General features: G+C 66.2%; 22 protein-coding genes. 8 read left to right on the top strand and 14 right to left on the bottom strand.

The window, feature by feature from the left end:
• Window positions 1-25: 25 nt before the first annotated feature.
• From DEQ67_RS13210 to DEQ67_RS13200, 3 genes are all read left to right on the top strand, one after another.
• Window positions 26-295 (top strand): hypothetical protein, encoded by a 270-nt coding sequence (locus tag DEQ67_RS13210; protein ID WP_006601167.1) that lies wholly within the window; start codon window positions 26-28, stop codon window positions 293-295.
• 102 nt (window positions 296-397) lie between these two features.
• Window positions 398-706 carry a hypothetical protein gene (locus tag DEQ67_RS13205; protein ID WP_004041894.1) on the top strand — a complete coding sequence of 103 codons (309 nt, stop codon included), beginning with the start codon at window positions 398-400 and terminating at the stop codon, window positions 704-706.
• Window positions 707-890: 184 nt separating this feature from the next.
• The gene (locus tag DEQ67_RS13200; protein ID WP_004041895.1) at window positions 891-1,280 is read left to right on the top strand and encodes a hypothetical protein; all 390 of its coding nucleotides are present in this window, start codon (window positions 891-893) and stop codon (window positions 1,278-1,280) included.
• Window positions 1,281-2,406: 1,126 nt separating this feature from the next.
• Here the strand turns inward: DEQ67_RS13200 and DEQ67_RS13195 are convergent.
• Together DEQ67_RS13195 and DEQ67_RS13190 are read right to left on the bottom strand one after the other, a co-directional pair.
• Window positions 2,407-2,802, bottom strand: coding sequence for a response regulator (locus tag DEQ67_RS13195; protein ID WP_004041896.1), 396 nt, complete (start codon window positions 2,800-2,802; stop codon window positions 2,407-2,409).
• Between the two features lie 127 nt (window positions 2,803-2,929).
• Window positions 2,930-4,114, bottom strand: coding sequence for a tubulin/FtsZ family protein (locus DEQ67_RS13190; RefSeq protein ID WP_049896240.1), 1,185 nt, complete (start codon window positions 4,112-4,114; stop codon window positions 2,930-2,932).
• Between the two features lie 123 nt (window positions 4,115-4,237).
• On the opposite strand from DEQ67_RS13190, the gene DEQ67_RS13185 reads away from it, so the two are divergent.
• On the top strand, window positions 4,238-4,738 hold the full coding sequence (locus tag DEQ67_RS13185) for a zinc finger domain-containing protein (protein ID WP_115803190.1): 501 nt from the start codon (window positions 4,238-4,240) through the stop codon (window positions 4,736-4,738).
• Window positions 4,739-4,819: 81 nt separating this feature from the next.
• On the opposite strand, the gene DEQ67_RS13180 is transcribed toward DEQ67_RS13185, so the two are convergent.
• The 5 genes from DEQ67_RS13180 to DEQ67_RS13160 form a co-directional block, all read right to left on the bottom strand.
• The gene (locus DEQ67_RS13180) at window positions 4,820-5,830 is read right to left on the bottom strand and encodes a cell division protein FtsA (RefSeq protein ID WP_004041899.1); all 1,011 of its coding nucleotides are present in this window, start codon (window positions 5,828-5,830) and stop codon (window positions 4,820-4,822) included.
• Between the two features lie 165 nt (window positions 5,831-5,995).
• Window positions 5,996-6,895, bottom strand: a complete 900-nt coding sequence (locus DEQ67_RS13175) for a DUF7139 domain-containing protein (protein WP_008575076.1) — start codon at window positions 6,893-6,895, stop codon at window positions 5,996-5,998.
• Window positions 6,896-6,997: 102 nt separating this feature from the next.
• Window positions 6,998-8,377, bottom strand: coding sequence for a pentapeptide repeat-containing protein (locus tag DEQ67_RS13170; RefSeq protein WP_115861129.1), 1,380 nt, complete (start codon window positions 8,375-8,377; stop codon window positions 6,998-7,000).
• 94 nt (window positions 8,378-8,471) lie between these two features.
• Window positions 8,472-8,831 (bottom strand): hypothetical protein, encoded by a 360-nt coding sequence (locus tag DEQ67_RS13165; protein WP_004062888.1) that lies wholly within the window; start codon window positions 8,829-8,831, stop codon window positions 8,472-8,474.
• A 271-nt stretch (window positions 8,832-9,102) separates the two neighbouring features.
• Window positions 9,103-9,375, bottom strand: coding sequence for a PRC-barrel domain-containing protein (locus DEQ67_RS13160; protein WP_004041903.1), 273 nt, complete (start codon window positions 9,373-9,375; stop codon window positions 9,103-9,105).
• Between the two features lie 336 nt (window positions 9,376-9,711).
• Between DEQ67_RS13160 and DEQ67_RS13155 the strand changes: the two genes are divergently transcribed.
• The gene (locus tag DEQ67_RS13155) at window positions 9,712-10,014 is read left to right on the top strand and encodes a hypothetical protein (RefSeq protein ID WP_115861127.1); all 303 of its coding nucleotides are present in this window, start codon (window positions 9,712-9,714) and stop codon (window positions 10,012-10,014) included.
• On the opposite strand, the gene DEQ67_RS13150 is transcribed toward DEQ67_RS13155, so the two are convergent.
• The 5 genes from DEQ67_RS13150 to DEQ67_RS13130 form a co-directional block, all read right to left on the bottom strand.
• Window positions 9,958-10,761, bottom strand: coding sequence for a DUF502 domain-containing protein (locus DEQ67_RS13150; RefSeq protein ID WP_004041905.1), 804 nt, complete (start codon window positions 10,759-10,761; stop codon window positions 9,958-9,960). The genes DEQ67_RS13155 and DEQ67_RS13150 overlap by 57 nt on opposite strands.
• A gap of 262 nt (window positions 10,762-11,023) precedes the next feature.
• Window positions 11,024-11,224 (bottom strand): hypothetical protein, encoded by a 201-nt coding sequence (locus DEQ67_RS13145; RefSeq protein ID WP_004041906.1) that lies wholly within the window; start codon window positions 11,222-11,224, stop codon window positions 11,024-11,026.
• Window positions 11,225-11,495: 271 nt separating this feature from the next.
• Entirely contained in the window at window positions 11,496-12,101 is a 606-nt protein-coding gene (locus DEQ67_RS13140) for a hypothetical protein (RefSeq protein WP_006601170.1), read from the bottom strand.
• A 64-nt stretch (window positions 12,102-12,165) separates the two neighbouring features.
• Window positions 12,166-12,393 (bottom strand): hypothetical protein, encoded by a 228-nt coding sequence (locus tag DEQ67_RS13135; protein ID WP_004041908.1) that lies wholly within the window; start codon window positions 12,391-12,393, stop codon window positions 12,166-12,168.
• 671 nt (window positions 12,394-13,064) lie between these two features.
• On the bottom strand, window positions 13,065-14,297 hold the full coding sequence (locus DEQ67_RS13130) for a hypothetical protein (RefSeq protein ID WP_424020126.1): 1,233 nt from the start codon (window positions 14,295-14,297) through the stop codon (window positions 13,065-13,067).
• A 185-nt stretch (window positions 14,298-14,482) separates the two neighbouring features.
• Here DEQ67_RS13130 and DEQ67_RS13125 point away from each other — a divergent pair, with 185 nt between their 5' ends.
• Both DEQ67_RS13125 and DEQ67_RS13120 read left to right on the top strand, forming a co-directional pair.
• Window positions 14,483-15,664 (top strand): PAS domain-containing protein, encoded by a 1,182-nt coding sequence (locus tag DEQ67_RS13125; protein ID WP_004062882.1) that lies wholly within the window; start codon window positions 14,483-14,485, stop codon window positions 15,662-15,664.
• A gap of 102 nt (window positions 15,665-15,766) precedes the next feature.
• Entirely contained in the window at window positions 15,767-15,946 is a 180-nt protein-coding gene (locus DEQ67_RS13120; RefSeq protein WP_004041911.1) for a hypothetical protein, read from the top strand.
• A gap of 30 nt (window positions 15,947-15,976) precedes the next feature.
• Here the strand turns inward: DEQ67_RS13120 and DEQ67_RS13115 are convergent, their stop codons facing one another.
• Window positions 15,977-16,369 (bottom strand): DoxX family membrane protein, encoded by a 393-nt coding sequence (locus tag DEQ67_RS13115; protein ID WP_004041912.1) that lies wholly within the window; start codon window positions 16,367-16,369, stop codon window positions 15,977-15,979.
• A gap of 189 nt (window positions 16,370-16,558) precedes the next feature.
• Between DEQ67_RS13115 and DEQ67_RS13110 the strand changes: the two genes are divergently transcribed.
• The gene (locus DEQ67_RS13110) at window positions 16,559-18,736 is read left to right on the top strand and encodes a PAS domain S-box protein (protein WP_004062881.1); all 2,178 of its coding nucleotides are present in this window, start codon (window positions 16,559-16,561) and stop codon (window positions 18,734-18,736) included.
• Between the two features lie 9 nt (window positions 18,737-18,745).
• On the opposite strand, the gene lrp is transcribed toward DEQ67_RS13110, so the two are convergent.
• Window positions 18,746-19,207 carry an HTH-type transcriptional regulator Lrp gene (lrp, locus tag DEQ67_RS13105; protein ID WP_004041915.1) on the bottom strand — a complete coding sequence of 154 codons (462 nt, stop codon included), beginning with the start codon at window positions 19,205-19,207 and terminating at the stop codon, window positions 18,746-18,748.
• Window positions 19,208-19,278 lie beyond the last annotated feature (71 nt).

Here is a 19,278-nt window from a genome sequence, read left to right as displayed (position 1 = left end):
GTAGCATCACGGCCCAAGGTGGGCAATGATGGCAGAACGACAGGAGGGAGAACGACCGGAGTTCGACGAGCTTCCCGACGAGGGGGCGGTAGACTGGATGATCACCCATGCGCTGTTGGCGGCGAGCGATTCGACCTCGCGGGCCTTAGAATCGCATCTGTTGCAGTCGCAGTACCACGGTGACGCCGGTTTCGACGCGGCGGTGACGGCGCGTCACATCGACGACGCAATCGACCGACACACGCGAATTCTCGAGGACTTACGCCTCGCGCGCGACGCGCTCGACCACCGGTAACTCGACCCGAGACCGTCGCGTTGTTGTTCCTCGCCGCGCGAGCCCGACCGGACGCCCTCCCACATAAGTTGTTTATTTAACAGCGGCTACGAACAACCGTGTATGAAGTTGGCCGTCCCAACTGACTTCGACATCCTCGAAGCGCTTTCAGATCGGAGGCGAAACACCGCCGTGAACCTCTCGTATATCCTCGATAAGAACCGCTCGTACATCAACACGCGACTGCCGATTCTCGCGGACTACGGCCTGTTGGCGCGAGTCGGGCCCGCGCCGAACTCCGGGCTGTACGAAATCACCGACAAGGGGCTGGTCGTCCTCGACAACCGCGACCAGTACCGAGCCGACGGCGTCGACTTCGACGCGCTCGTCGAGTCCGAACTCAGGGCGCGGACCGACGAGGCGAACGCCTAACAGGAGCGACGCGCCGCAACCGAAGGTCGGGACGGCCTTCGGAGGCACCCCGGCGCGCTGTTCCTCGCGCGGAGTGGCAACGCCGCTCAGCCCCGCGTTGTCGACGGGGCCGTGGCGTCGGGAGTCACCGCGCTGTGCTGCGACCGTCGCCGCCTTTTTGCCGCTTTGCCGCCCAGTTCGAAGTATGGCTATCGAACCACTCTCGCTCGGCGTTCCGAAGCCCATCATCGACTCGCTGCCGGAGGCGGACGGCACGGCGGCACAGGACATGCAGCGCGCCGTCGAGGGACTCGAAACGCGACTGAACCGCGCAATCGAGGACGCCGACACGGAATCCGAGGCCGCCGGCTACGTCGTCGACGCGCTCGAACGCCTGGAAGGCCACTACGAGCGCTACGACGAGTTCATCCCCGAACTCCGCGCGTGGGGGCAGTCGCCCATCTACGCCATCGCGTGGCGGAACCTCCAAGCGGACCTCATCCTCCAAATCGAGGAGTACGACTGGCTGAAACCCCACATCGACCGCGAACGGAACCTCAGACTGGTCGAAGACGGCATCAGGTACGGCAAGTAGGTACGTCGCCCGCGGCGTCGACTGGGGTGTCGTTTCCGGAGCGAACGCTTGTTCAGTCTTGAAGAAATGTGGATAAGGAACACGACCGTGGACAACCTCGCCATATATAAAAATTTATTCACCAAACCCGAATGCTTGTTTTCTGATTATATTAGTAGAATATATTCTAAATAGCTATATAACTCAAATAGTCTCATGAATGCGGTAGATAACACGCTATCTCGATACTCTTGACTCGACCCCTGTCCCTCAATAGTATTGTCTATTTAAAACACTACTACACTCCAAAATTCGCCCTCTCACCTGTGTTCTCTCGTTCGGCGGCGGTTCGGATATCTCGCTCGACCACCGCGAGTCGGCACTTCCCTCTCCCTGCCCACTCCGTGGCAGACCGACCGGTTTGGTGTCGACCGACGCCGGCGGTGGCGGCGGGCTCGACTCGACCCGTCCGAGTGATTCATATGACAGCTATCCGGGACGACTCCCGCCGGATTCGAAGCACCTCGTTCGCGCCCGGCCGTTCGACGTCACCGACGCTCTCTGGAGAGACACAACAGCACAGTCGTTAGTGAGAGTCAGTAGTCGCGCCCCGTAAAGGGGTGACCGAACCTAATGGGGAAGGGGGGAAGGGGGGATGAGTTCGGTCATGTGGATGCGTCCGAGGGGTTACTCTGTACGGTGTTGCATCCAGTTGAGTACAACCACTTCGGATATATAAATCATTCTGATTGTCAGCCCAGAGGATAGTATCGGGGTTGGTGTAATGAGTGTAATGGTGTTATACAAGATGAAACGACTACGGTACTCGGTAACGTAACCCTCGATACGGCGGGACCTTTTTCCACCCATCGTATTAACGACACCTTCGACCGGGCCACCGCTCGCGTCGACCGCGCCGAAGAGCCCCCGTGGAATGCGTTCGCGACCTCCCGGACGACGCGGACGACGAGTTCGGCCGACTGTTCGAGCGGTTGTGGCCGTACGGAACGAACTCAAGCGGGTGTCGACTCCCGACGACGCGGACGCCGTGGAGGGCGCAGGAGAGTCGCGGCGTCCCTTCGAGTTCCCGACGACCGACGACTGACCGCGGTTCGCCTTCGGGCGGGGTTCGCCGGACCGGGGTTCGCTACGCTGCCTGCTTCTCTAACCACTCGCTCGCGTCGACGACGAGGTCGGACAGCGCCTCCTCGACGGACTCGTCGCCCGCGAGGCCGACGCTCCAGGTGACCTGCGACTGTATCGCTTGCAGGCTGAGCATCGTGTTTTGGACCCGCGACGCCAACACCACCGGCACTGTCGCGTCGAACCGACGGATACCTTTGACCGCTTCGATGCCCTCGAACGCCGGCGGGGCGTGGAGGCAGATAACCAGATGCACCGGTCTCTCGGTCAATCGCTCGAACAACTCCCGACTCGACCCTACGAACTCGACGTTCACGTCGCGCTCTCTCGCCCCCAACCCCTCGGGCTGCGGGCCGTAGGCGAGGATGCGCGGCGTCGCCGCTATGCTAGTCTCGGACACGCATTCGACTGTTCGTCGAGAGGGTATTTGACAGTTTCTCCGACCCGAGTCCACGCCGGACGCCGACGGCGGTCGCGCTCGGCGTCGGACCGCGGGACCGGCGGGGGCTATCGTCGAGGCGGTCGGGTCAGAACAGCGAGTCGAGGCGGTCGTCGACGACGGCCTCCGTTCCGTCCTCGCGGTCGGCGGCGTCGCTCGCGCTCCGTTCGCGGCGGTTCTGCTCGGCCTCGACGGCGGTCGACCGAATTTCGGCCACGCGGTCGCTCCGCGACACGTCGCCGAGGAGGACCAGCACGCCGACGTGGTTCGACTCCGAAAGCGGGTAGTCGCCCCCGCGGACCTCCATGCTCCCGGTCTGTTCTTCGACCCACGTCCGACTCCGCTCGACGGCCTTCCGGTTGAGCCACTCGGGCGGGCCGCTGACGACGACCAGCCCGCGGGAGGCGGAGTCGACGTCGCACGGGAGGGTGAGCTGTCCGAGCACAGCCTTCCGCGTCTGGGTCGTGATGCGGTTGATGGAGTCGAGTTCGTCCGTCGACGACGAATCCCCGCCCAAGAGTCCCTTGATGCTGAACCCGCCGCCGCCGTCGCTCTCGGGGAGTTCGCTCGCCGCGTAGCCGATCGTCGAGATGCCGCCGCCGCGGAGGGTGTTGATGACCTCCGAAGAGTCGACGACGCTCTCGGCGACCGTCCCCGACTCGGCCACCTCGCCCGAGGCGAAGAGGATGCCGAGGCGTCGAACGAGCTCCTCGTTCATCGTGTCGTGGGCCTGCGCGACGTCCTCGCCGCTTTCGGCCCACGCCCCGTTGTCGAACGCGAAGACGTGGTCGGTCACGTCTACGAACGCCCTGAGCGACCGCGCGGCGTTGCGCGAGTACAGCGCGCCCTCGTCGGCGGCGGGGAGGATGCCGACGCCGTAGATGGGCTGTTCGTAGATGCGGTTGAGATGCTTTGCGAGCACGGGGGCCGCGCCGCTGCCCGTCCCGCCGCCGAGACCCGCGAAGATGAGAAACGCGTCGGCCGTGGAAGTCGGCGCGCCGTCGGTGCCCCGCAGAAGCTGTCGGCTGTCGCGCTCGGCGAGTTCGGCGGCGAGTTCATTGTCCGCGCCGACGCCGTGACCGCTCACCTCGTCCGCGCCGAAGAGAATGCGGTTTTCCTCGGGAACGAGGTCGAGACCGCGGAGGTCCGCCGACGCGGTGTTGTACGCGACCGCGTCGACGACGTAATCGGCGTTCGTGCGCTGTTCGTACCGGAGGAGGGCGTCGAGGACGTTCCCACCCGCTTGTCCCATTCCGAAGCAAAGGACCTTCATCGTCTCTCTTTGACACGTCATCAGTGGTGAATCTTCTGTTAGTTGCCTGCCACACCGAGTCGAACGCGCCGCCGGGGACGGGGTAGTTCTATACGACCCGGGCGAGAATCATCGGCAAACTGCATGACTTGTCCGCGGTGTTCACAGCCACTCTCGACGCTCTCGTTCGACGGTCGCGCGGCGCGCTACTGCGAGCGCTGCGGCTTCGTCGGCGTCGAGACCGTCCACGAGCGCGACGCGCCGAGCCGAGAGTCGTGGGACGACGCCATCGCTCGCTTCCACGAGCGGGCGCTCCGCGAGGCGCGCGAGCGGGACGACGGCGCGGGCGGTACCGGCGGAGCCGACAGCGGCGAGGCAACCGACGGCGACACCGCGGTCGAAGCCGAGCGCAACGGAGCCGGCGCGGAGGACGATGAGACGCAGCACCCGGCGGACGATGCGACCGACGCGGCGGACGACGCCGAAGCCGAACACGGGGGCGGCGACACGACTGAAGACGTGGCTGCTGCCGGTGACGACGAGGGCGACGACGAAGCCACCGACCGCGAGCCCAGTGACTCGCAACTGAAAAACGGGGAGGACGGCGACCGCGGGGACCGCGCTGACCGCGCGGGCGACGAGTGACGCGCGCTCGCGCGTCGCCGGCGGCGCGTCGACCTCGGTCGTGACGTACTGTCCGGCCGGTGTGTCAGCTCGGGCCGGCGCTCAGTTCGATTCCGGCGCGGCTTCGGCTTCCGGTTCGGGGTCGGAGGCGCCCCCGTCGGATTCCTCTTCGGAGCGGGCGGCGACGAGCGACCCGCGGGCGACGCTGTACAGGGGGCGGTCGATGCTCCGGACCTCGTTGACCGAGAACGGAATCGTCGAGTCTTCGAGGTGGTGTTCGAACAGCTCCTCGAAGCCCTCGGGGCTGGAGGTGCCGCCGGTGACGACGACGGGCACGTCGAGGCCCTCCTCGATGTCTTCCTCGTCGACCTCGCGTTCGATGTTCTCGATGACGTAGTCGAGGAGGTTCTCGTAGTAAATCGACAGCGCGCCCTCGACGCCGCCGACGTCCGTGCGGAAGTCGAGCTGGAAGTCGTCTTCCTTGATGGACGTGACCTTGTCGACGGCCGTCCCGGTGGCCTGGGCGGTCTGTTGGTCTATCCAGTCGCCGCCGCGGGCGATGGAGAACTGCATGACCGGCACCGCGTAGTACGCCAGGCAGATGTTCGTCATCCCCGCGCCGAACGAGACGCCGAGGCCGGTGAAGTTGTTGTCGGCGAGTTCGCTGTAAATGACCGCCATCCCCTCGTTGATGGGTTCGGGGTCGTAGCCCATGTCGCCGAGCATCGATTCGAGCGTCTTGTCGTGATACAGCGTCGAGAGGTCGGAGTCGATGGGGTCCGCCGGACTCGAATAAAACAGGCGCTCGTTCGGCCGGGAGGGCGAGCCGACGACCTGCTCGATGATGAGCTTAATCATCGGAATCGCGGAGGACTCCTCGCTGGAGAGGATGCCGTGTTGCATCGGCCGTCGCGTCTCCTTGCCGAAGATGTTCGCGAAGTTGAGCGCGTCGTCGCCGACGACGTACACCTTGTCGTCCTTGCGGATGTGGAGCACGTCGCTGCGCGAGAGCATCTGCTCCGCCATGTCGCTGTAATCGATTTCGACGAACGAGTTGCGCTGCTGGACAAATACGGTCTCACTCCCATCCTGACTCGCGGACAGGATGTTCATGGTTCCTACGTCAAGGCCTTTCGCCATACCTCACGCGTCGTAGGGCTGTCGCATAAATCTGTATGCGCGTTTGCGATTCGGTTCGGCCGGGACCGACGCCGAACCACCGTCGCGTCACTCCCTGATCGACGCCGCGTCAGTCCCCGCCCGCCGGCCCGCGACGCCTCAGGAGAACAGCCCGCGAATCCGGTCGACCAGCCCCTCGGCGTCCTCGCGTTCGGCCTCCGCCTGCTGTTGTTTCCGTAACTCGGCCAGCGCGGCGGTCTGGTCGTCCGTGCTGTCACCGACCGCCGTATCCTTCTTCCCGCCGCGAAGTCCCTGGAGCCCCGCGACCGCGTCGTCGACGCCGCCGCCGCGCGTCTCGGTCGCCTTCGCGTTCTCGAAGCTCGCGCGGTCCGCGTCGTCGACGGCGGAGGTGTCGAGCTTCAGGCGGGTGGTCTCGGTCTTGCGGACGCCGCCCCACGACAGTTCGGTGTTCGACAGCGCCTCGTCCATGTCGCGGCGAACCTGCGCGGAGACGGCCTCCTCGTCTTCCTCGTCGGTCGCGTCGGCTTCTGCGTCGCTCCCGGCCGCGGCGGGGGCGCTCGTCCTCGCGCGGGCGAGTTGGAAGCCGACGAGCGACGTGCCGCTCGCGGCGACGACCGCCACCGCACCGAGCGAGTAGATGCCGACGATGCGGCCGCTCCGGTCGGCGTTCGCGGCGACGTTCCAGTTGTGGGGATACGCGCCGACGAACTGGACGACGGCGACCGCACAGACGAGCAGCCCCGCGCCCGCGAGGAGCTTCGGAAACCGGTACTGCGAGGGAAGCAAGACCACGACCGAGGCGAGGAGGAGGGGAATCCCGAGCGCACCGGTGACGCCCGCGACCTCGCGGAGTTCGTACTTGAAGATGTTCTCGGGCGGGATGCCGCCGCTCCACACGACCGCCGCGAGCGCGACGGCGAGCAGTCCGATAGCCGTAAAGAACAGTGCGAAGCCCGCGTAGACGGTCGTCTCGTCGGGGTCGGCGTCGACGTACCGTCGGTAGAGGGCGATGAGGGTGTTCTGCCCGTCACTCGACATACCTCAGACCATTCCCCCGCGCGACATATAATGTTCGCCGGACTCGGGTCGAACCGCGGCCGGGCGTTCGACTCGACTCGACTCGCCCCGACTCGACTCACGTCACGAGCCGCCGGCGGGCTCGACGGAGATGTCGTAGGCCGCGACCGTGTCGCCGAGGGCCGCCTCGGTGAGCGAGGGGTCCGCGTCGAACCGGGCGCTCGTGAATCGGGCGGGACCGTGGACGACGGTGTCACCGAAGGCCGCGGCGTCGGTCACGTGCGTGTACGCGAAATCCAGTCGCCCCTCGATTTCGACGCCGAACGTGAGCGTCCCGACGGTGCAGTCGGAGAAGTCAACGTCGCGTCCGACGCGGACGCCGGAGCAGAATAGCTCGTCACCGAAGCGCGCGTGGTCGCAGATGACGCACCCGTCGACCGTGGTTTCGACCAGTCGCACGGGCGAGTCGGCCGAACAGACCGCGTCGGAGAGGTCGAACTCCCCGTCGACGGCCGCGCGGACGAACGACGCCGGTCCCGACCCGAACCGGGCGTTCCGGAAGCGGAGCGCCCGGCCTTCGACGGTCGCGTTGTCGAAGTAGACCGCCCCGTCGAACGCGCTGTGCGTGAAGTCGACGGGGCCGTCGCGGGCGGTCAGCCCCGCGCAGTCGACCCGGCCGCCGAAGGCGGCGGTCGTCGCGTCGATACCGCCGCCAACCGTGAGCCGAGTCGCGTTGAGTTCGCCGTCGACGACCACGTGTTCGAGCGAGAGTCCGCCCTCGACGGTCGCCGACGCGGCCACGACGCCCCCGCGGATGCGGCAGTGCGCCAGCGAGAGCCGGTGGTCGAACGCGGCGTTTCCGAGGTCGAGGCGGCCGCCCAGTCGGGTGTGGGAGAACCACGCCGGCCCGCCGAACCTCGATTTCGCGAGCGATACGTCGTCGTCGACGACGCCTTTCCTGAACGTCGCTCCGCCCTCGAAGCGCGCCTCGGTCGCCACGACGGACCCCGCACTGAAGCCGGTCGCGTCGAAGCGCCCGCTCAGTTCGGCCTCGCAGAGCACCCAGCGGTCACCGACTTGCAGGTGGCGACAGCTGACCGCTCCGGTGGCGTCGAAGCGCTGCATGCACACCGCGCCGCCGACCGAGACGCGGTCGAGTCGGAGCGCGCCGTCGAGCGTCGCATCCCGGAGGTCGATATCCGATTTCACCATCGCGCCGCGGAAGTCCAGCCGCGCGTCGGGCGGGAGCGTCACCCCCGCGAGGTCGACGCGTTCGAACGTCGCGCCGACGAACGCCGAGGGCCGCCCGTCGTCGGTGACCGCCTCGCGGAGCGCCTCGGTGACGGCCGCGGGTCGCGTTTCTTCGACGGGGCGGTGGAACAGACAGCGGGCGGAGCCGTCGCTCGCGGGATGCGGACACCGCCACACCGACGACGACCCGTCGGCACCCGTCTCGTCGGCGGCGTCGAAGACGTGCTCGTAGGCACAGCGACTGTGTTCCACGTCACCTGACCGTTCATTGCCTTAACATAAATAGGTTGTCACTAAATCGGATGTCGTCGTCGTTCTCCCCACTCCTCCCGTCGCGTCGCTCGAATCAGTCTCCGGCGAGCGGTGCGCCGACTTCGGCGTCTCCGACGACGGCCGAAAACGTCGCCGCGAACTCGAAGTCGCGGGCGGGAAGCGTGACCAGTCGAACCGTCTCGCCGGTGCTGTCGTGGAAGCCGACGGTGGTCCGCTCCGGTTCGAGTTCGACGGAACAGCCGGCGAAGACGGGGCGGTTGAGCTGTATCGTCCGTACCTCCCGGACCTCCTCGGGGTTCGCCTGCTCGCCGTCGTGTCGAATCTGGACGAGTCGCGTCTCGGTCAGGAGCACCGTCATCTCCTCGTAGTGGCTCACCGACCGGAGCGTCTCGCGCTCGCCGACGAACTGATGAATCGACTCGTAGAGACTCATACGCCGCCTACTCGGTCCACTCGTATCAACGTATCTACAACAGTTTTTCGCGACCGCCTCGCGGCGTCGCCGCGAGCTGCGTGCTCACAGCCCGCGGTCGAATCGCCGGACCATCGGCCGCCCGTCAGAGGCAACCGGGCGGGACGGATAGGCGTGATTGGGCAATCGTGCTGTCCACATCCTGACTCACTCGACTGCCCGCCGTACAGTCGTCGTTCGGAGTATATCAACGTTGTCCGACGGAGCGGCCAGTCGAGCGAAGTCGCCGCGGTCAGTCGGCGGCTTCGAGCGCCGGGTCACCCGTCAGGACGACGATGTCGGCCATCCCCCGTATCCACTTGAACGGCACTCGGACGCCGCGCGGGCCGACTTCCAACCCTTCCGGGGGGTCTTCGACGGAGACGAGAAGCGCGGTCACGCGGTCGGCGTCGAGGTCGACACAGAGGTCGACGGCCTCGCCCAATCGCTCGCCCGAGGCGGTGTACACGGGGCGGCCTTCGATACTCGGAATCGGTTCGATGCCCGTCGGTGACTGGGGGACCATACCTCCGGTATCGGACGTGTCAATAAAAAATACCTCGGTCGGCGCAGGCCGTGTCGGCTCCGCGGTTGCGACGCCTGCGGTGCGCTCGGTCCGGACGCGGTTTCCAGTTTCGGCGTGCGCCACCGTAACTGAAACGTCGTTTTAGGCGCTCGTGGCGGCGTGAACGGCGAATATCCACAATTTCCGATACGTATTTAGGCTCACCTAACAGATATCTATCTGGTCAGGATAGCTGGGCCTCGGTGTTCCTTCCGTAGACCCACCACCACTACCGGGGCCTCTGGCCACATTCTGGTCTCCGAAGTCGCCGGCGAGCGCGCTTTTTTCCGGCAGCTGTTGGCCGTCGCGGCGGCCGTCAGCGGTGCCGTCATCCGCTCGGGCTTCGTCGCTCTCGACTTCGTGCTCGACGCGGTCACCGTCTGGGGTTATCCGGCCGCGGTCGGCGTGATGGTCGTCTGCGCGGTCGTCAGTTGGCCGACCGACCTCCTCGGTAACCTGTCGAGCGAGTTCGGAGGCAGCGGCGGCGAACCGCCCGGAGCCGACCTCGGAAACGCGACTCGCCTCCGTCCGACTGCGCTGCGGTCAGTCGTCGTCTCGCTTCTCGTCGGTCGTAATCATCGACTCGCGGATGTCCTGTAACCGTTCGGTGCCGCGGAGTTCGGACATGTTCACGCCGAGGGCGTCCTCGTCCTCGTCGGTGGCGACGCCGCTCGTGAGGATGCTCCGGATGCCCTCCTCGACGGTCATGTCGATGTCGTACACGTCGTCGGCGGGGATGTAGGTGAGCAAGCCGCCGGTGACGGGGTTCGGTGCGAGCGGGAGGAACATCGAGACCATCTCCTTGTGGCCGGTCGACTGTTCGATGGTCGCTGGCGACCCCCCCGTCTGGAAGCCCAGCACGTACACGTCGTCGTCGAAACACTGGACGAGTTTCACGTCTTGGAACTCGTCGGCCCCCTCGTCGAGGACCACGTCGCCCATGCGGCGGAAGCTCTTGTACACCGTGCCGACGCCCGGAATCGACGAGACCACGAGGTCGAACACGCCGATTATCTTCTCGCCGTACTGGTTGCGACCGACGGTTCCCACGACTGCGACGATTGCGAAGAGGACCAACAGCGCGACCAACTCGGTGAAGAAGTCGACGACGAACGAGTAGACGCCGAGGTCGATGAGGAGGCTGATGAACTCGACGCTCTCGAAGCGGCTGATGACGCCCGCCCAGCGCAGGAGTTCGATGAACGGTTCGAGGGCGTTTCTGACGAAGTCGATGCCGACGCGCAGGACGTACAGCGTGATGACGATGGGAATCATAATCGCCACGCCCGTCAGCAGGGTGTTGTACGCCCGTTCGTACAGCGACTGACCGGTTTCCTTAGCGCTCACGGCGAGTGTACCCGGCGAGCGCGGAGGGTCTGCGGAGGACACGCCCGGAGATTCCCGTGGGCGGTAAAAATAGTACTGGCAGTCGAACCGTCTGTGTTTCAGGCGCGTGCCGGCGCTGACGCTCTGCGAGCGTCCGGCGGGAAGCGAGTCCGGCGAGCGCGACGAAAACGGGGACCACAAGCGGGCCGAGAAGATGCGGGTACGGTAACCGTGAGCGACGACGGAAGGCGAGACGGCGGCCCGTGCCGTCCCGAACGCGGGGTCAGGAGACGACTTCGAACCGTCCGACCGAGAGGTCGACCGCGAGCTGTTCGCGCGGGTAGACGAACTCCTCGTCGTCGTACATCGTCCGGACGGTCTCGTCTTCGATCTCCACCACCGTCTGTTCCGTACACAGCGTCGAATGCCGGATGGTCGACCCCTCCGTGATTACGTGCGGGGCGACCTCGAGTGTCTGCGTCATCGTTTCACTAACGGGCGGTGAATCGTATAATTCTTTCGCAACTCTCGGGGTCTTGTATCCAAATGTAGCTATATAGTGGTATTGTCGGGTGGATTGTGCACTTTCTGTTGCGGTCGCCTTCACACCGATACGAGTCACTCTGACGGACTCGTGGTCGGACGATGACGGCAGTCGGGAGCGTCAGACGCGCCGCTATCGGGAGCGTCACCACTCGCGGACGGGACTCGCATGACTCGACTCGCACCGCGCCTCGGCGGTTCTCCCCGGCGCGCTACTCGCCGTCGAACGGGTCGCGCTCGGGGAGTTCGTCGTCGAGGACGGCCGCCACGGCGTCGACGAACGGCTCGTGGGCCGACAGCGCCTCGCGGAGCGCCTCGTAGTAGGCGACGGTGTCGCCCGCGAGGAACTGCGAGTCGACCCGCCAGAGCGTCCGCCCGGTGCCGAACTCGCCGGTCGGGAGGTCGTCGCGTTCGTCGCGCGCCTCGTCGAGCGCCGCGACGAGTCGGTCGCGGAGCGCCGCGTACGGCGAGTCGCCCGAGAAGTCGGCGTCGCCGTGGATACCGTCTTCGAGGTGGAGTTCGAGCCGGAACTGCCCGCGCTGGAGGGCGCGCGGCGTCGGGTAGTGCTCGAAGTGGAGGTCGTAGCCGCGGTCGCGGCCGCGCTCCCACGCCGCGGGCGTGACGCGACCCCACGGCTTGCCAGAGTCGAGGGCGTGCCACGCGTGGGTGCCCCCCGGGGGCGACGCGCGGAGGTAGTCGGCCCACTCGTACTGGAGGACCTCACGAGCGAGCTTCGCTACGGCGTCACGGGTCGCATCGACCTGTAGCTCGTAGTCGAAATAGAAGCTCGTTTCGTCCGCGGTGTCCGGGCCGTTCATACCTCCCTGCTAGACGCCCACACGGATAAAGATTCGACACAGACCCCCGTGGGCCCGTGTTCGCTCAGTTCTCGCGCCGTACTCGGCGTCCGACCCCGAACAGGAGCGCCGCGATGGCGACGTTCGTCGTTCTCGACGTAGCCCCCGTGGCCGTCGCGAAGGCGGCGGTCACGTCCGGCGAGGCGGACGCGTTCGCCGCCGACTGGACGCTCGAATCGAGCGCGCTCGCGTCCGCCTCAGCCGCGACGCCCGCCGCACCGGTGGGGAGCGTCGCGGCCGTGAGATCTAACACCAATAAAAACGTTATAGTGTGTCTGAAAACCGGTCGTGGTGTCGCGTGCGAAAACGGAATTACTTAAATCTGATAATAACTCGGATACATCAGATATAGTAGACTATTCGAAGCGGTAGCCGGGGACCAACTGAACCAGATGGTGCAGACGCCGGCGCTCGCCCGAAAGCCCCCAAGAGACGCCCGGCGTCGAGTGTAGGGTGTCGCGCCGTCGGCGGGCGGTCAACGATGCTGGGCTTCGTTCTCAGAACCCCGTCACTCCGCCACTTGACCGTGGAGACCCGCGAAGACGGACGGCGACGTTCCGTGATGGCCTCGGGAACGGCGGCGAGAGATAGAGGCTCTCGTAGGCCGTATCGGCCACCGCGAACTGTCCGTTCGAGCCGTGTTTCGTGTTGTTCGAGCCGCGTACCGTTCGCATCTCGTGGGTCCGGGCGGCACGCGGCCGACTGTCGAACGTACTGGCTGGTCCTGCCGGACGTGTCTCCCGGGCGCGCTCACTGACATCGGTGAGCGCGTTTCCGGCCGAGTTGCGGCGGACACCACGGCCGAATACGCAGTAAATGCACTATTTCAATCATACTTTGAAATCAAAGATGTTCCGTCGTCGCTCCCGGTGGGGCGGCGTCTCTACCGGCGTCTCTCGTCGCGCCGATGCTCCTCCGGCCGAGTCACTCGGCGTTCTCATCGAGCGCGGCGCACACTCGGGTTCGAACGTCGGCGGGACTCGCCGCCGACGCGTCGCGCCGGGCCATCCGTCCGGTGACGAGGTCGAGGAGGTCGAGCGCGGTCAGCGCCTCACGGACCTCGGCGCGGTCGAGTCCGAGGCGACGCTCGACTTCGTACAGCGTCTTCGCGCCCGCGACTGCCGCACACACGTCCGCCGTCGAGCAGTCGAGCGAGGAAAGCGACGCGGGAAGCGACGGGAGGTCGGTCGCGGTCGGCGGCTCCTCGGCCGCCCCGCTCGTCTCGTCGGCGTCGAGCGCGACCGACTCGGCGTCCGCGTCGGCGTCCGGGGCCGCGTTCGATTCCGGTTTGGGAGACGGTTCGGGAGCCGGTGCCGGTTCGGACTCGGTCGCGTCCTCCGCGTCGGCAACGCTCGGCTCCGAGTTCCGCACTTCGTCGTCGCCGTCGCTCGTTCCGCCCGAAAACGCCGGTTCGGACGACGGGCCGTAGCTATCCGGCTCGTGAATCCCGCGTTGAATCATCTGGTTGCGGACGGTCTGCGGGGTCACGTCGACGCCGAGGGCGTCGGTCATCTCCTTGAACGTCTCGCAGGTCTCGTAGGCCTCCCGAAGCCGAACCGGGTCGTGATGGGCCGGTACCGTCTCGGGTTCAGTCTTCGCGTCTGCGTCCGCGCCCGTCGCTGTCTTTCGGCTGGCGTCCGCGTCCGCCCCCGCGGCCGCCTCGACGGCGTCGTCGGCCGATTCCGCTGCGGCCCGGTCGCGCTCCGGCGCTTCGTCTCTCACCGTCGGGACCGCGGACTCCATCGTCGGCGGCGACGCGCCGGGGGTGACGGGTGGGTCGACCGACGAGTTGCGCGTCCCGGAGCCGTCGGTTCGGGCGACCGGCGACGCAGTCGGTTCGGGGTCGTCCTCGCCGGCGCGACCGGACGACATCGGTTCCGGTTCGGCGGCTCCGCTCTCCGGGGGCGCGAGCGTCACGTCGAGTTCGAGTCGAAGCAGGCCGTCGGTAACCGCCGCCGCGGGCGACGACACGCGGAGTCGGTTCGGGTCCACCGCGCACTCGGATGCGAGGTCGTACTCGACGGTGGCGGAAGCCGAGACACCCGCCGCGGTCGAATCGCCTCCGCTCGCCAGTTCGACCCCGGTAACCGCGCCCGTCATCTCCGTCAACTGTTCGAGAACCGCCGTGAGTTCTCGGACGTTTCTGACCACTTCCATATGTGAGTGTCAACTGTCCCACATCGGATATAATTTCTTGCCGCCCACATCATCTAGTAATATATATTCTATACAGGCGTCTATTCCCTCGGTTCCCGGTGTCGCGGGCGGTCCGTGCCCGTCGTCGCCCCGTTCGGCCGCCGCCGTAGCTGTTTTTATCGTTGTGCCGTGATACCACGGATGTAATGGACGTGTCTCCGCTCCACGGCATCGCTCCGTTCAGCACGGGACAGCGTGCGATGCGAATTCTGCTGGTCGACGATGACGAAGCGATGGTGGACCTGTCCGCGACCTTCCTCGAACGCGAACTCGACGATGCCGAGACGGAGACGTACACCGACCCGGAGCCGGCGCTCGACGAACTCACAGACGGAGAGTACGACTGCGTCGTGAGCGACTACGACATGCCGGGGATGGACGGGCTCGAACTGCTGACGGCGGCGCGCGAGCGGTCCATCGAGATTCCCTTCGTCCTCTTTACCGGCAAGGGGAGCGAGGAGATTGCGAGCCGTGCCATCTCCGCCGGCGTCGACGAGTACCTCCAGAAGGGCGGTCCCGAGGAGTACCCGGTGTTGGCGAACAAGGTCTCGAACCTCGTCGAGAAGTACTGGGCCGAGACGCACATGCGACGCGGCTTTCTCGCCATCGAATCTGCCGAGGAGGGAATCGGCATCATCGACGACGACGGCGTCTACCAGTACCTCAACGAGGCGTACGCCGCGCTCTACAACCGCGACCGGTCCGAACTCATCGGTGAGCACTGGGACATCCTCTACCCGGCCGACGAGGCGCGACGCTTCCACGACGAAATCCTCCCGCAGCTCGAATCAGAGGGGTCGTGGCGGGGGCTTTCGACCGGTATCACCAAAGACGGCGAAGCCGTCCCCGAGCGCCTCGTGCTGACGCAGATGGACGACGGGGGCCACGTCTGCATCGTCCAAGAGCTCACCGAGGTCGACGCGCTGCGGGCGGAAGCCGAGCTGAAAGGCCGGGTGCTCGACGCCGTCGAAGTCGCCATCGTCGTCATCGACCCCTCGCGGCCTGACAACCCCATCGTCTATCTCAACGCGGCGTTCGAGACGCTCACGGGCTACGACGCCGAGTCGGTGACGGGGCGCAGCTACCGGTTCCTCTGTGGTCCCGAGACGGACCCGGAGACGGTCGCCGAGGTTCGGCGGGCCGTCGACGCCGGCGAGTCGATTTCGACCGAGATTCGCAACTACGACGCCCACGGCGACCCCTTCGTGAGCCGCCTCGATATCCGTCCCGTCCGGGACGACAACGGTGCGCTCGACTGTTCGATCTGCTTTCATCGTCCGGCCGACGGCGACGGGGACGGCGACGCCGACGACGCGGGGTCGTCCTGACGCGGCGGCCGATGGCTGTCGGCACCCAGATACTGGAAACGGTGGGGTGTCCGTCCCCGGTGTGAGTAAGAACTATGCTCGCGGCGGGTATCAGCCGCGACCGTGTCGGCCCACGTTCGACTCTATCAGGTCCTCGCCCTCTCCGCGTTCGGCTTCGCGACGTACCGGTGGTTCGATGACTCGCCGCTCGTCGCGGCCGGCTGGACCGCCGTCGGGCTGTGGTATCTGTACGCGCTCCGGTTCGGACCAGACCGCATCGACGAGTATGCCGTGGATACGTAACAAAAAGACGGACCGGCTGCGTCCGGGCTGTTATTCGTCCGAAGCGCGCTTGAAGAACGCCAGCGCCGCGCCGAACAGCGTCAGGTTCTGGAGGAACGACGTGAGCTCCTCGTCGCGGGCGTCGTCGTCGACGGCCCAGAAGTCGTGCATCGTCGGCGTGACGCCGGCGAAGAACGCCGCGATGCTCGCGGAGGCGAGCCGGGGAAGCTTCCAGAACCCGACGCCGAGACTCCCGCCGAGAAGCAGGCCGGTCGCCGCGGGAACGAGTCGGTCCGCCTCGGGGACGCCTTTCGCCTCCGCGTAGGCGATGCGGCCGTCGAGGTCGGTCAGGTTGCGAATCGCCAGAATCGCGAGGCCGCTCGCGAAGAGGGCGCGGGCGAGCCGAGATGGCGTGCTGCGTTCGGATTCGTCGGTGTCTGTCATCACCGTTTGAAAGCGGATTGCTAATTATAAGCGCTCTGGTTACAGACCGCCCGGTACGCTTTTCATCGTTCGGCGCTCCGTCCGCCGACTTCGGCCGCTCTCGCGTCGCGGACACCGCGGGCGCGCACGGCTGCGTCGGCTTCGCCCGGCACCACCATTATGTTCTCTTGGCGTTATCTACCACCGCGTATGGACACATCTCGTGACGCGCCGCGTTCACTCTCGAAACCGGCGTCTATCGCCGTTCTCTACGTCGGCGGCGGTTGCGACTTCGCGGCGCGCTTGGAACGCGAGCGCGAGCGCTTTACGGTCCATACCGAGTCGGACCCGCGGGCCGCACTCGACCGGATTCGGGGCGGTGACGCGGCGTTCGACTGCGTCGTCTGCGACTACGACCTGCCCGCCCTCGGCGGTCTCGACGTGCTGGACCGCGTCCGCGCCGAGTTCCCCGAACTGCCGTTTATCCTCGTTACCGAACAGAGCGACGACGAGGTCGCGAACGAGGCGATTTCGGCGGGCGCGACCGACCACTTTCGCAAGCGCGACGACGCGGCCCGACACCAACTCCTCGCCGCCCGCATCGAGAACGCCGCCGAGCGCGCCCGAACCTCGCGGGCGCTCGAATGGGGGCTCACGGCCGTCGAGACCGCGCGCGACGCCGTCTGCGTCCTCGACGAAGACGGGACGGTCGAGTACGCGAACGCGGCCTCTGCGACGCTGTTGGGCTCCGACCGCGAGGGCCTCGTCGGTCGCAGGTGGGGGTCGTTCGTCCCCGACGACGAACTGCAACCGACCCGCGACGCGATACTGTCCGAAGCCCGCGAGGGGCGCTGGTCGGGCCGGTCGTCGCTCGTCCGCGGGGACGGCGACCGCATCGAGGTGGAGCACACGCTCACGTCCACGAGCGACGGGTCGCTCGTCTGGACGGCGTCGCGCAGCGACACGCTCGAAGAGCGCCTGTCGCGTCGGGAGCGGGCGATGGACGAAGCGCCAATCGGCATCGTGCTCACCGACCCCAGCCAAACCGACAACCCCATCGTCTACGTCAACGACGAGTTCACCGCCCTCACCGGGTACAGCCGCGACGAGGTCCTGGGGCGGAACTGTCGGTTCTTGCAGGGCGAAGCGACCGACGAGGACGCCGTCGCTGAACTGCGGGCGGCGGTCGACGAGCGCGAGGCCGTGACGACCGAGCTACTGAACTACCGCAAGGACGGCACCGAGTTCTGGAACCGCGTGCGCATCGCGCCCCTGTTCGACGACGACGGCGTAATCGACTTCTTCGTCGGCTTTCAGGACGACATCACGCCGCGGAAGACGTACGAGGAGCTCTTGCGGTCGAACACCGCGCGGCTCGAAGCCCTGTTCGAACACTCACCAGACCTCGTCGTCGTCCACACCGACGACGGCAGCATCCGAGACGTGAACCAACGGATGTGCGAGGAGTTGGGGTACAGCGAGGCGGAACTCGTCGGCAAGACCGTCTGGGAGCTCGACCCCACGTCCGACCCGGAGCGGTCGCGGTCGTTCTGGGCCGGCCTGCCGCCGAACGAACCCACCCGGTTCGAAGGTGCGCTCGAACGCCGCGACGGCACGACGTTCCCGACCGAAGTGCATCTCATCGAACTCAACGTCGACGGCGAGGACCTGTTCGTCGCGATGATTCGAGACATCAGCGAGCAGAAGCAACGGGAGGCCGAACTCGTCGAGCAAAACGAGCGACTCGACCGCTTTGCGAGCGTCGTGAGCCACGACCTCCGCAACCCGCTGCAAGTCGCGATGGGTCGGCTCGAACTGCTCGCAGACGACTGCGACAGCGACCACATCGACGATATCAGCCGGGCGCTGGACCGCATGGACGACCTCATCAGCGACCTGCTCGTCCTCGCCCACGACGGGAACGACGCCATGGATATCCAATCGGTCGCGCTGTCCGACCTCGCGCGGACGTGCTGGCAGAACGTGATGACCGGCGACGCCACGCTCACCGTCGAGACCGAACTGGTCCTCGACGCCAACCCCGAGCAACTCCAACAACTCCTCGAAAATCTGTTTCGGAACGCCGTCGAGCACGGCTCGACGGGCAACCAGACCGCGTCTGGTGACGCCGTCGAGCACGGCTCCGGCGACGGCGGCGTGGCCGTCACCGTCGGCGAGACCGACCGCGGGTTCTACGTCGAAGACGACGGCGTGGGCATCGACCCAGAGGACCGCGACACCGTGTTCGAGGCCGGCTACACCACGTCGGCGCAGGGGACCGGCTTCGGCCTGAACATCGTCTCGCAGATAGCGGCCGCACACGACTGGGAGGTGCGGGTCACGGAGGGCACCGAGGGCGGTGCGCGGTTCGAGTTCCGCGTCGAGTGAGCGACCGACTTAGGCGTCGTCGTCCCCGAGGTCGAACTGCTCGTTCTCGGAGACCGCGTTGAGGACGACGCTCGTGTTCGACTCGCGAATCGGTGCCTCGCTCAACAGCGCCTTGATCTGGCGGTTCATGTCGTCGGTGTTCTTGAACTTCCCGACCGCGAGCACGTCGTAGTCGCCGGTGACCTCGTACACCGAGACCATCTGCGGTTCGTCTGCGAGCAGTTCGGTGACTTCCGCGAGGGCGCTGCCCTCGACTTTGAGGTGCATGACCGCGGTCACGTCGTAGCCGAGCGCGTCGTAGTCGACGCGGGGCGTGTAGCCCTCGATGATGCCCTCGTCTTCGAGGTCTCGCAGGTGGTTCGAGACGGTCGTCACCGACACGTCGAGCTCTTCGGCGAGGCTCCGAAGGCTGCGTCGCCCGTCTTCGAGGAGTGCGTTGATGAGGTCGGAATCGAGGTTCTCGTAGGTCATCCTCGGAACTTTTGCGTGTGATTGTCATTAATCTCCCGGTCTAAATTGACGATTCGGTGAATCGTCGCCCA

The organism is Haloferax sp. Atlit-48N (assembly GCF_003383015.2).
GTDB classification, from domain to species: Archaea; Halobacteriota; Halobacteria; order Halobacteriales; family Haloferacaceae; genus Haloferax; species Haloferax volcanii.
This window is presented reverse-complemented; position numbering and strand designations above follow the sequence as displayed.

Excerpts from the sequence above, each read along its gene's own strand:
- DEQ67_RS13140 (WP_006601170.1), bottom strand. The coding sequence starts at position 12,101 with ATGAACGGCCCGGACACCGCGGACGAAACGAGCTTCTATTTCGACTAC.
- DEQ67_RS13205 (WP_004041894.1), top strand. The coding sequence starts at position 398 with ATGAAGTTGGCCGTCCCAACTGACTTCGACATCCTCGAAGCGCTTTCA.
- DEQ67_RS13185 (WP_115803190.1), top strand. The coding sequence starts at position 4,238 with ATGACTTGTCCGCGGTGTTCACAGCCACTCTCGACGCTCTCGTTCGAC.
- DEQ67_RS13130 (WP_424020126.1), bottom strand. The coding sequence starts at position 14,297 with ATGGAAGTGGTCAGAAACGTCCGAGAACTCACGGCGGTTCTCGAACAG.
- DEQ67_RS13180 (WP_004041899.1), bottom strand. The coding sequence starts at position 5,830 with ATGAACATCCTGTCCGCGAGTCAGGATGGGAGTGAGACCGTATTTGTC.
- DEQ67_RS13115 (WP_004041912.1), bottom strand. The coding sequence starts at position 16,369 with ATGACAGACACCGACGAATCCGAACGCAGCACGCCATCTCGGCTCGCC.
- DEQ67_RS13190 (WP_049896240.1), bottom strand. The coding sequence starts at position 4,114 with ATGAAGGTCCTTTGCTTCGGAATGGGACAAGCGGGTGGGAACGTCCTC.
- DEQ67_RS13145 (WP_004041906.1), bottom strand. The coding sequence starts at position 11,224 with ATGACGCAGACACTCGAGGTCGCCCCGCACGTAATCACGGAGGGGTCG.
- DEQ67_RS13210 (WP_006601167.1), top strand. The coding sequence starts at position 26 with ATGATGGCAGAACGACAGGAGGGAGAACGACCGGAGTTCGACGAGCTT.
- DEQ67_RS13125 (WP_004062882.1), top strand. The coding sequence starts at position 14,483 with ATGGACGTGTCTCCGCTCCACGGCATCGCTCCGTTCAGCACGGGACAG.
- DEQ67_RS13160 (WP_004041903.1), bottom strand. The coding sequence starts at position 9,375 with ATGGTCCCCCAGTCACCGACGGGCATCGAACCGATTCCGAGTATCGAA.
- DEQ67_RS13175 (WP_008575076.1), bottom strand. The coding sequence starts at position 6,895 with ATGTCGAGTGACGGGCAGAACACCCTCATCGCCCTCTACCGACGGTAC.
- DEQ67_RS13165 (WP_004062888.1), bottom strand. The coding sequence starts at position 8,831 with ATGAGTCTCTACGAGTCGATTCATCAGTTCGTCGGCGAGCGCGAGACG.
- lrp (WP_004041915.1), bottom strand. The coding sequence starts at position 19,207 with ATGACCTACGAGAACCTCGATTCCGACCTCATCAACGCACTCCTCGAA.
- DEQ67_RS13200 (WP_004041895.1), top strand. The coding sequence starts at position 891 with ATGGCTATCGAACCACTCTCGCTCGGCGTTCCGAAGCCCATCATCGAC.
- DEQ67_RS13110 (WP_004062881.1), top strand. The coding sequence starts at position 16,559 with ATGGACACATCTCGTGACGCGCCGCGTTCACTCTCGAAACCGGCGTCT.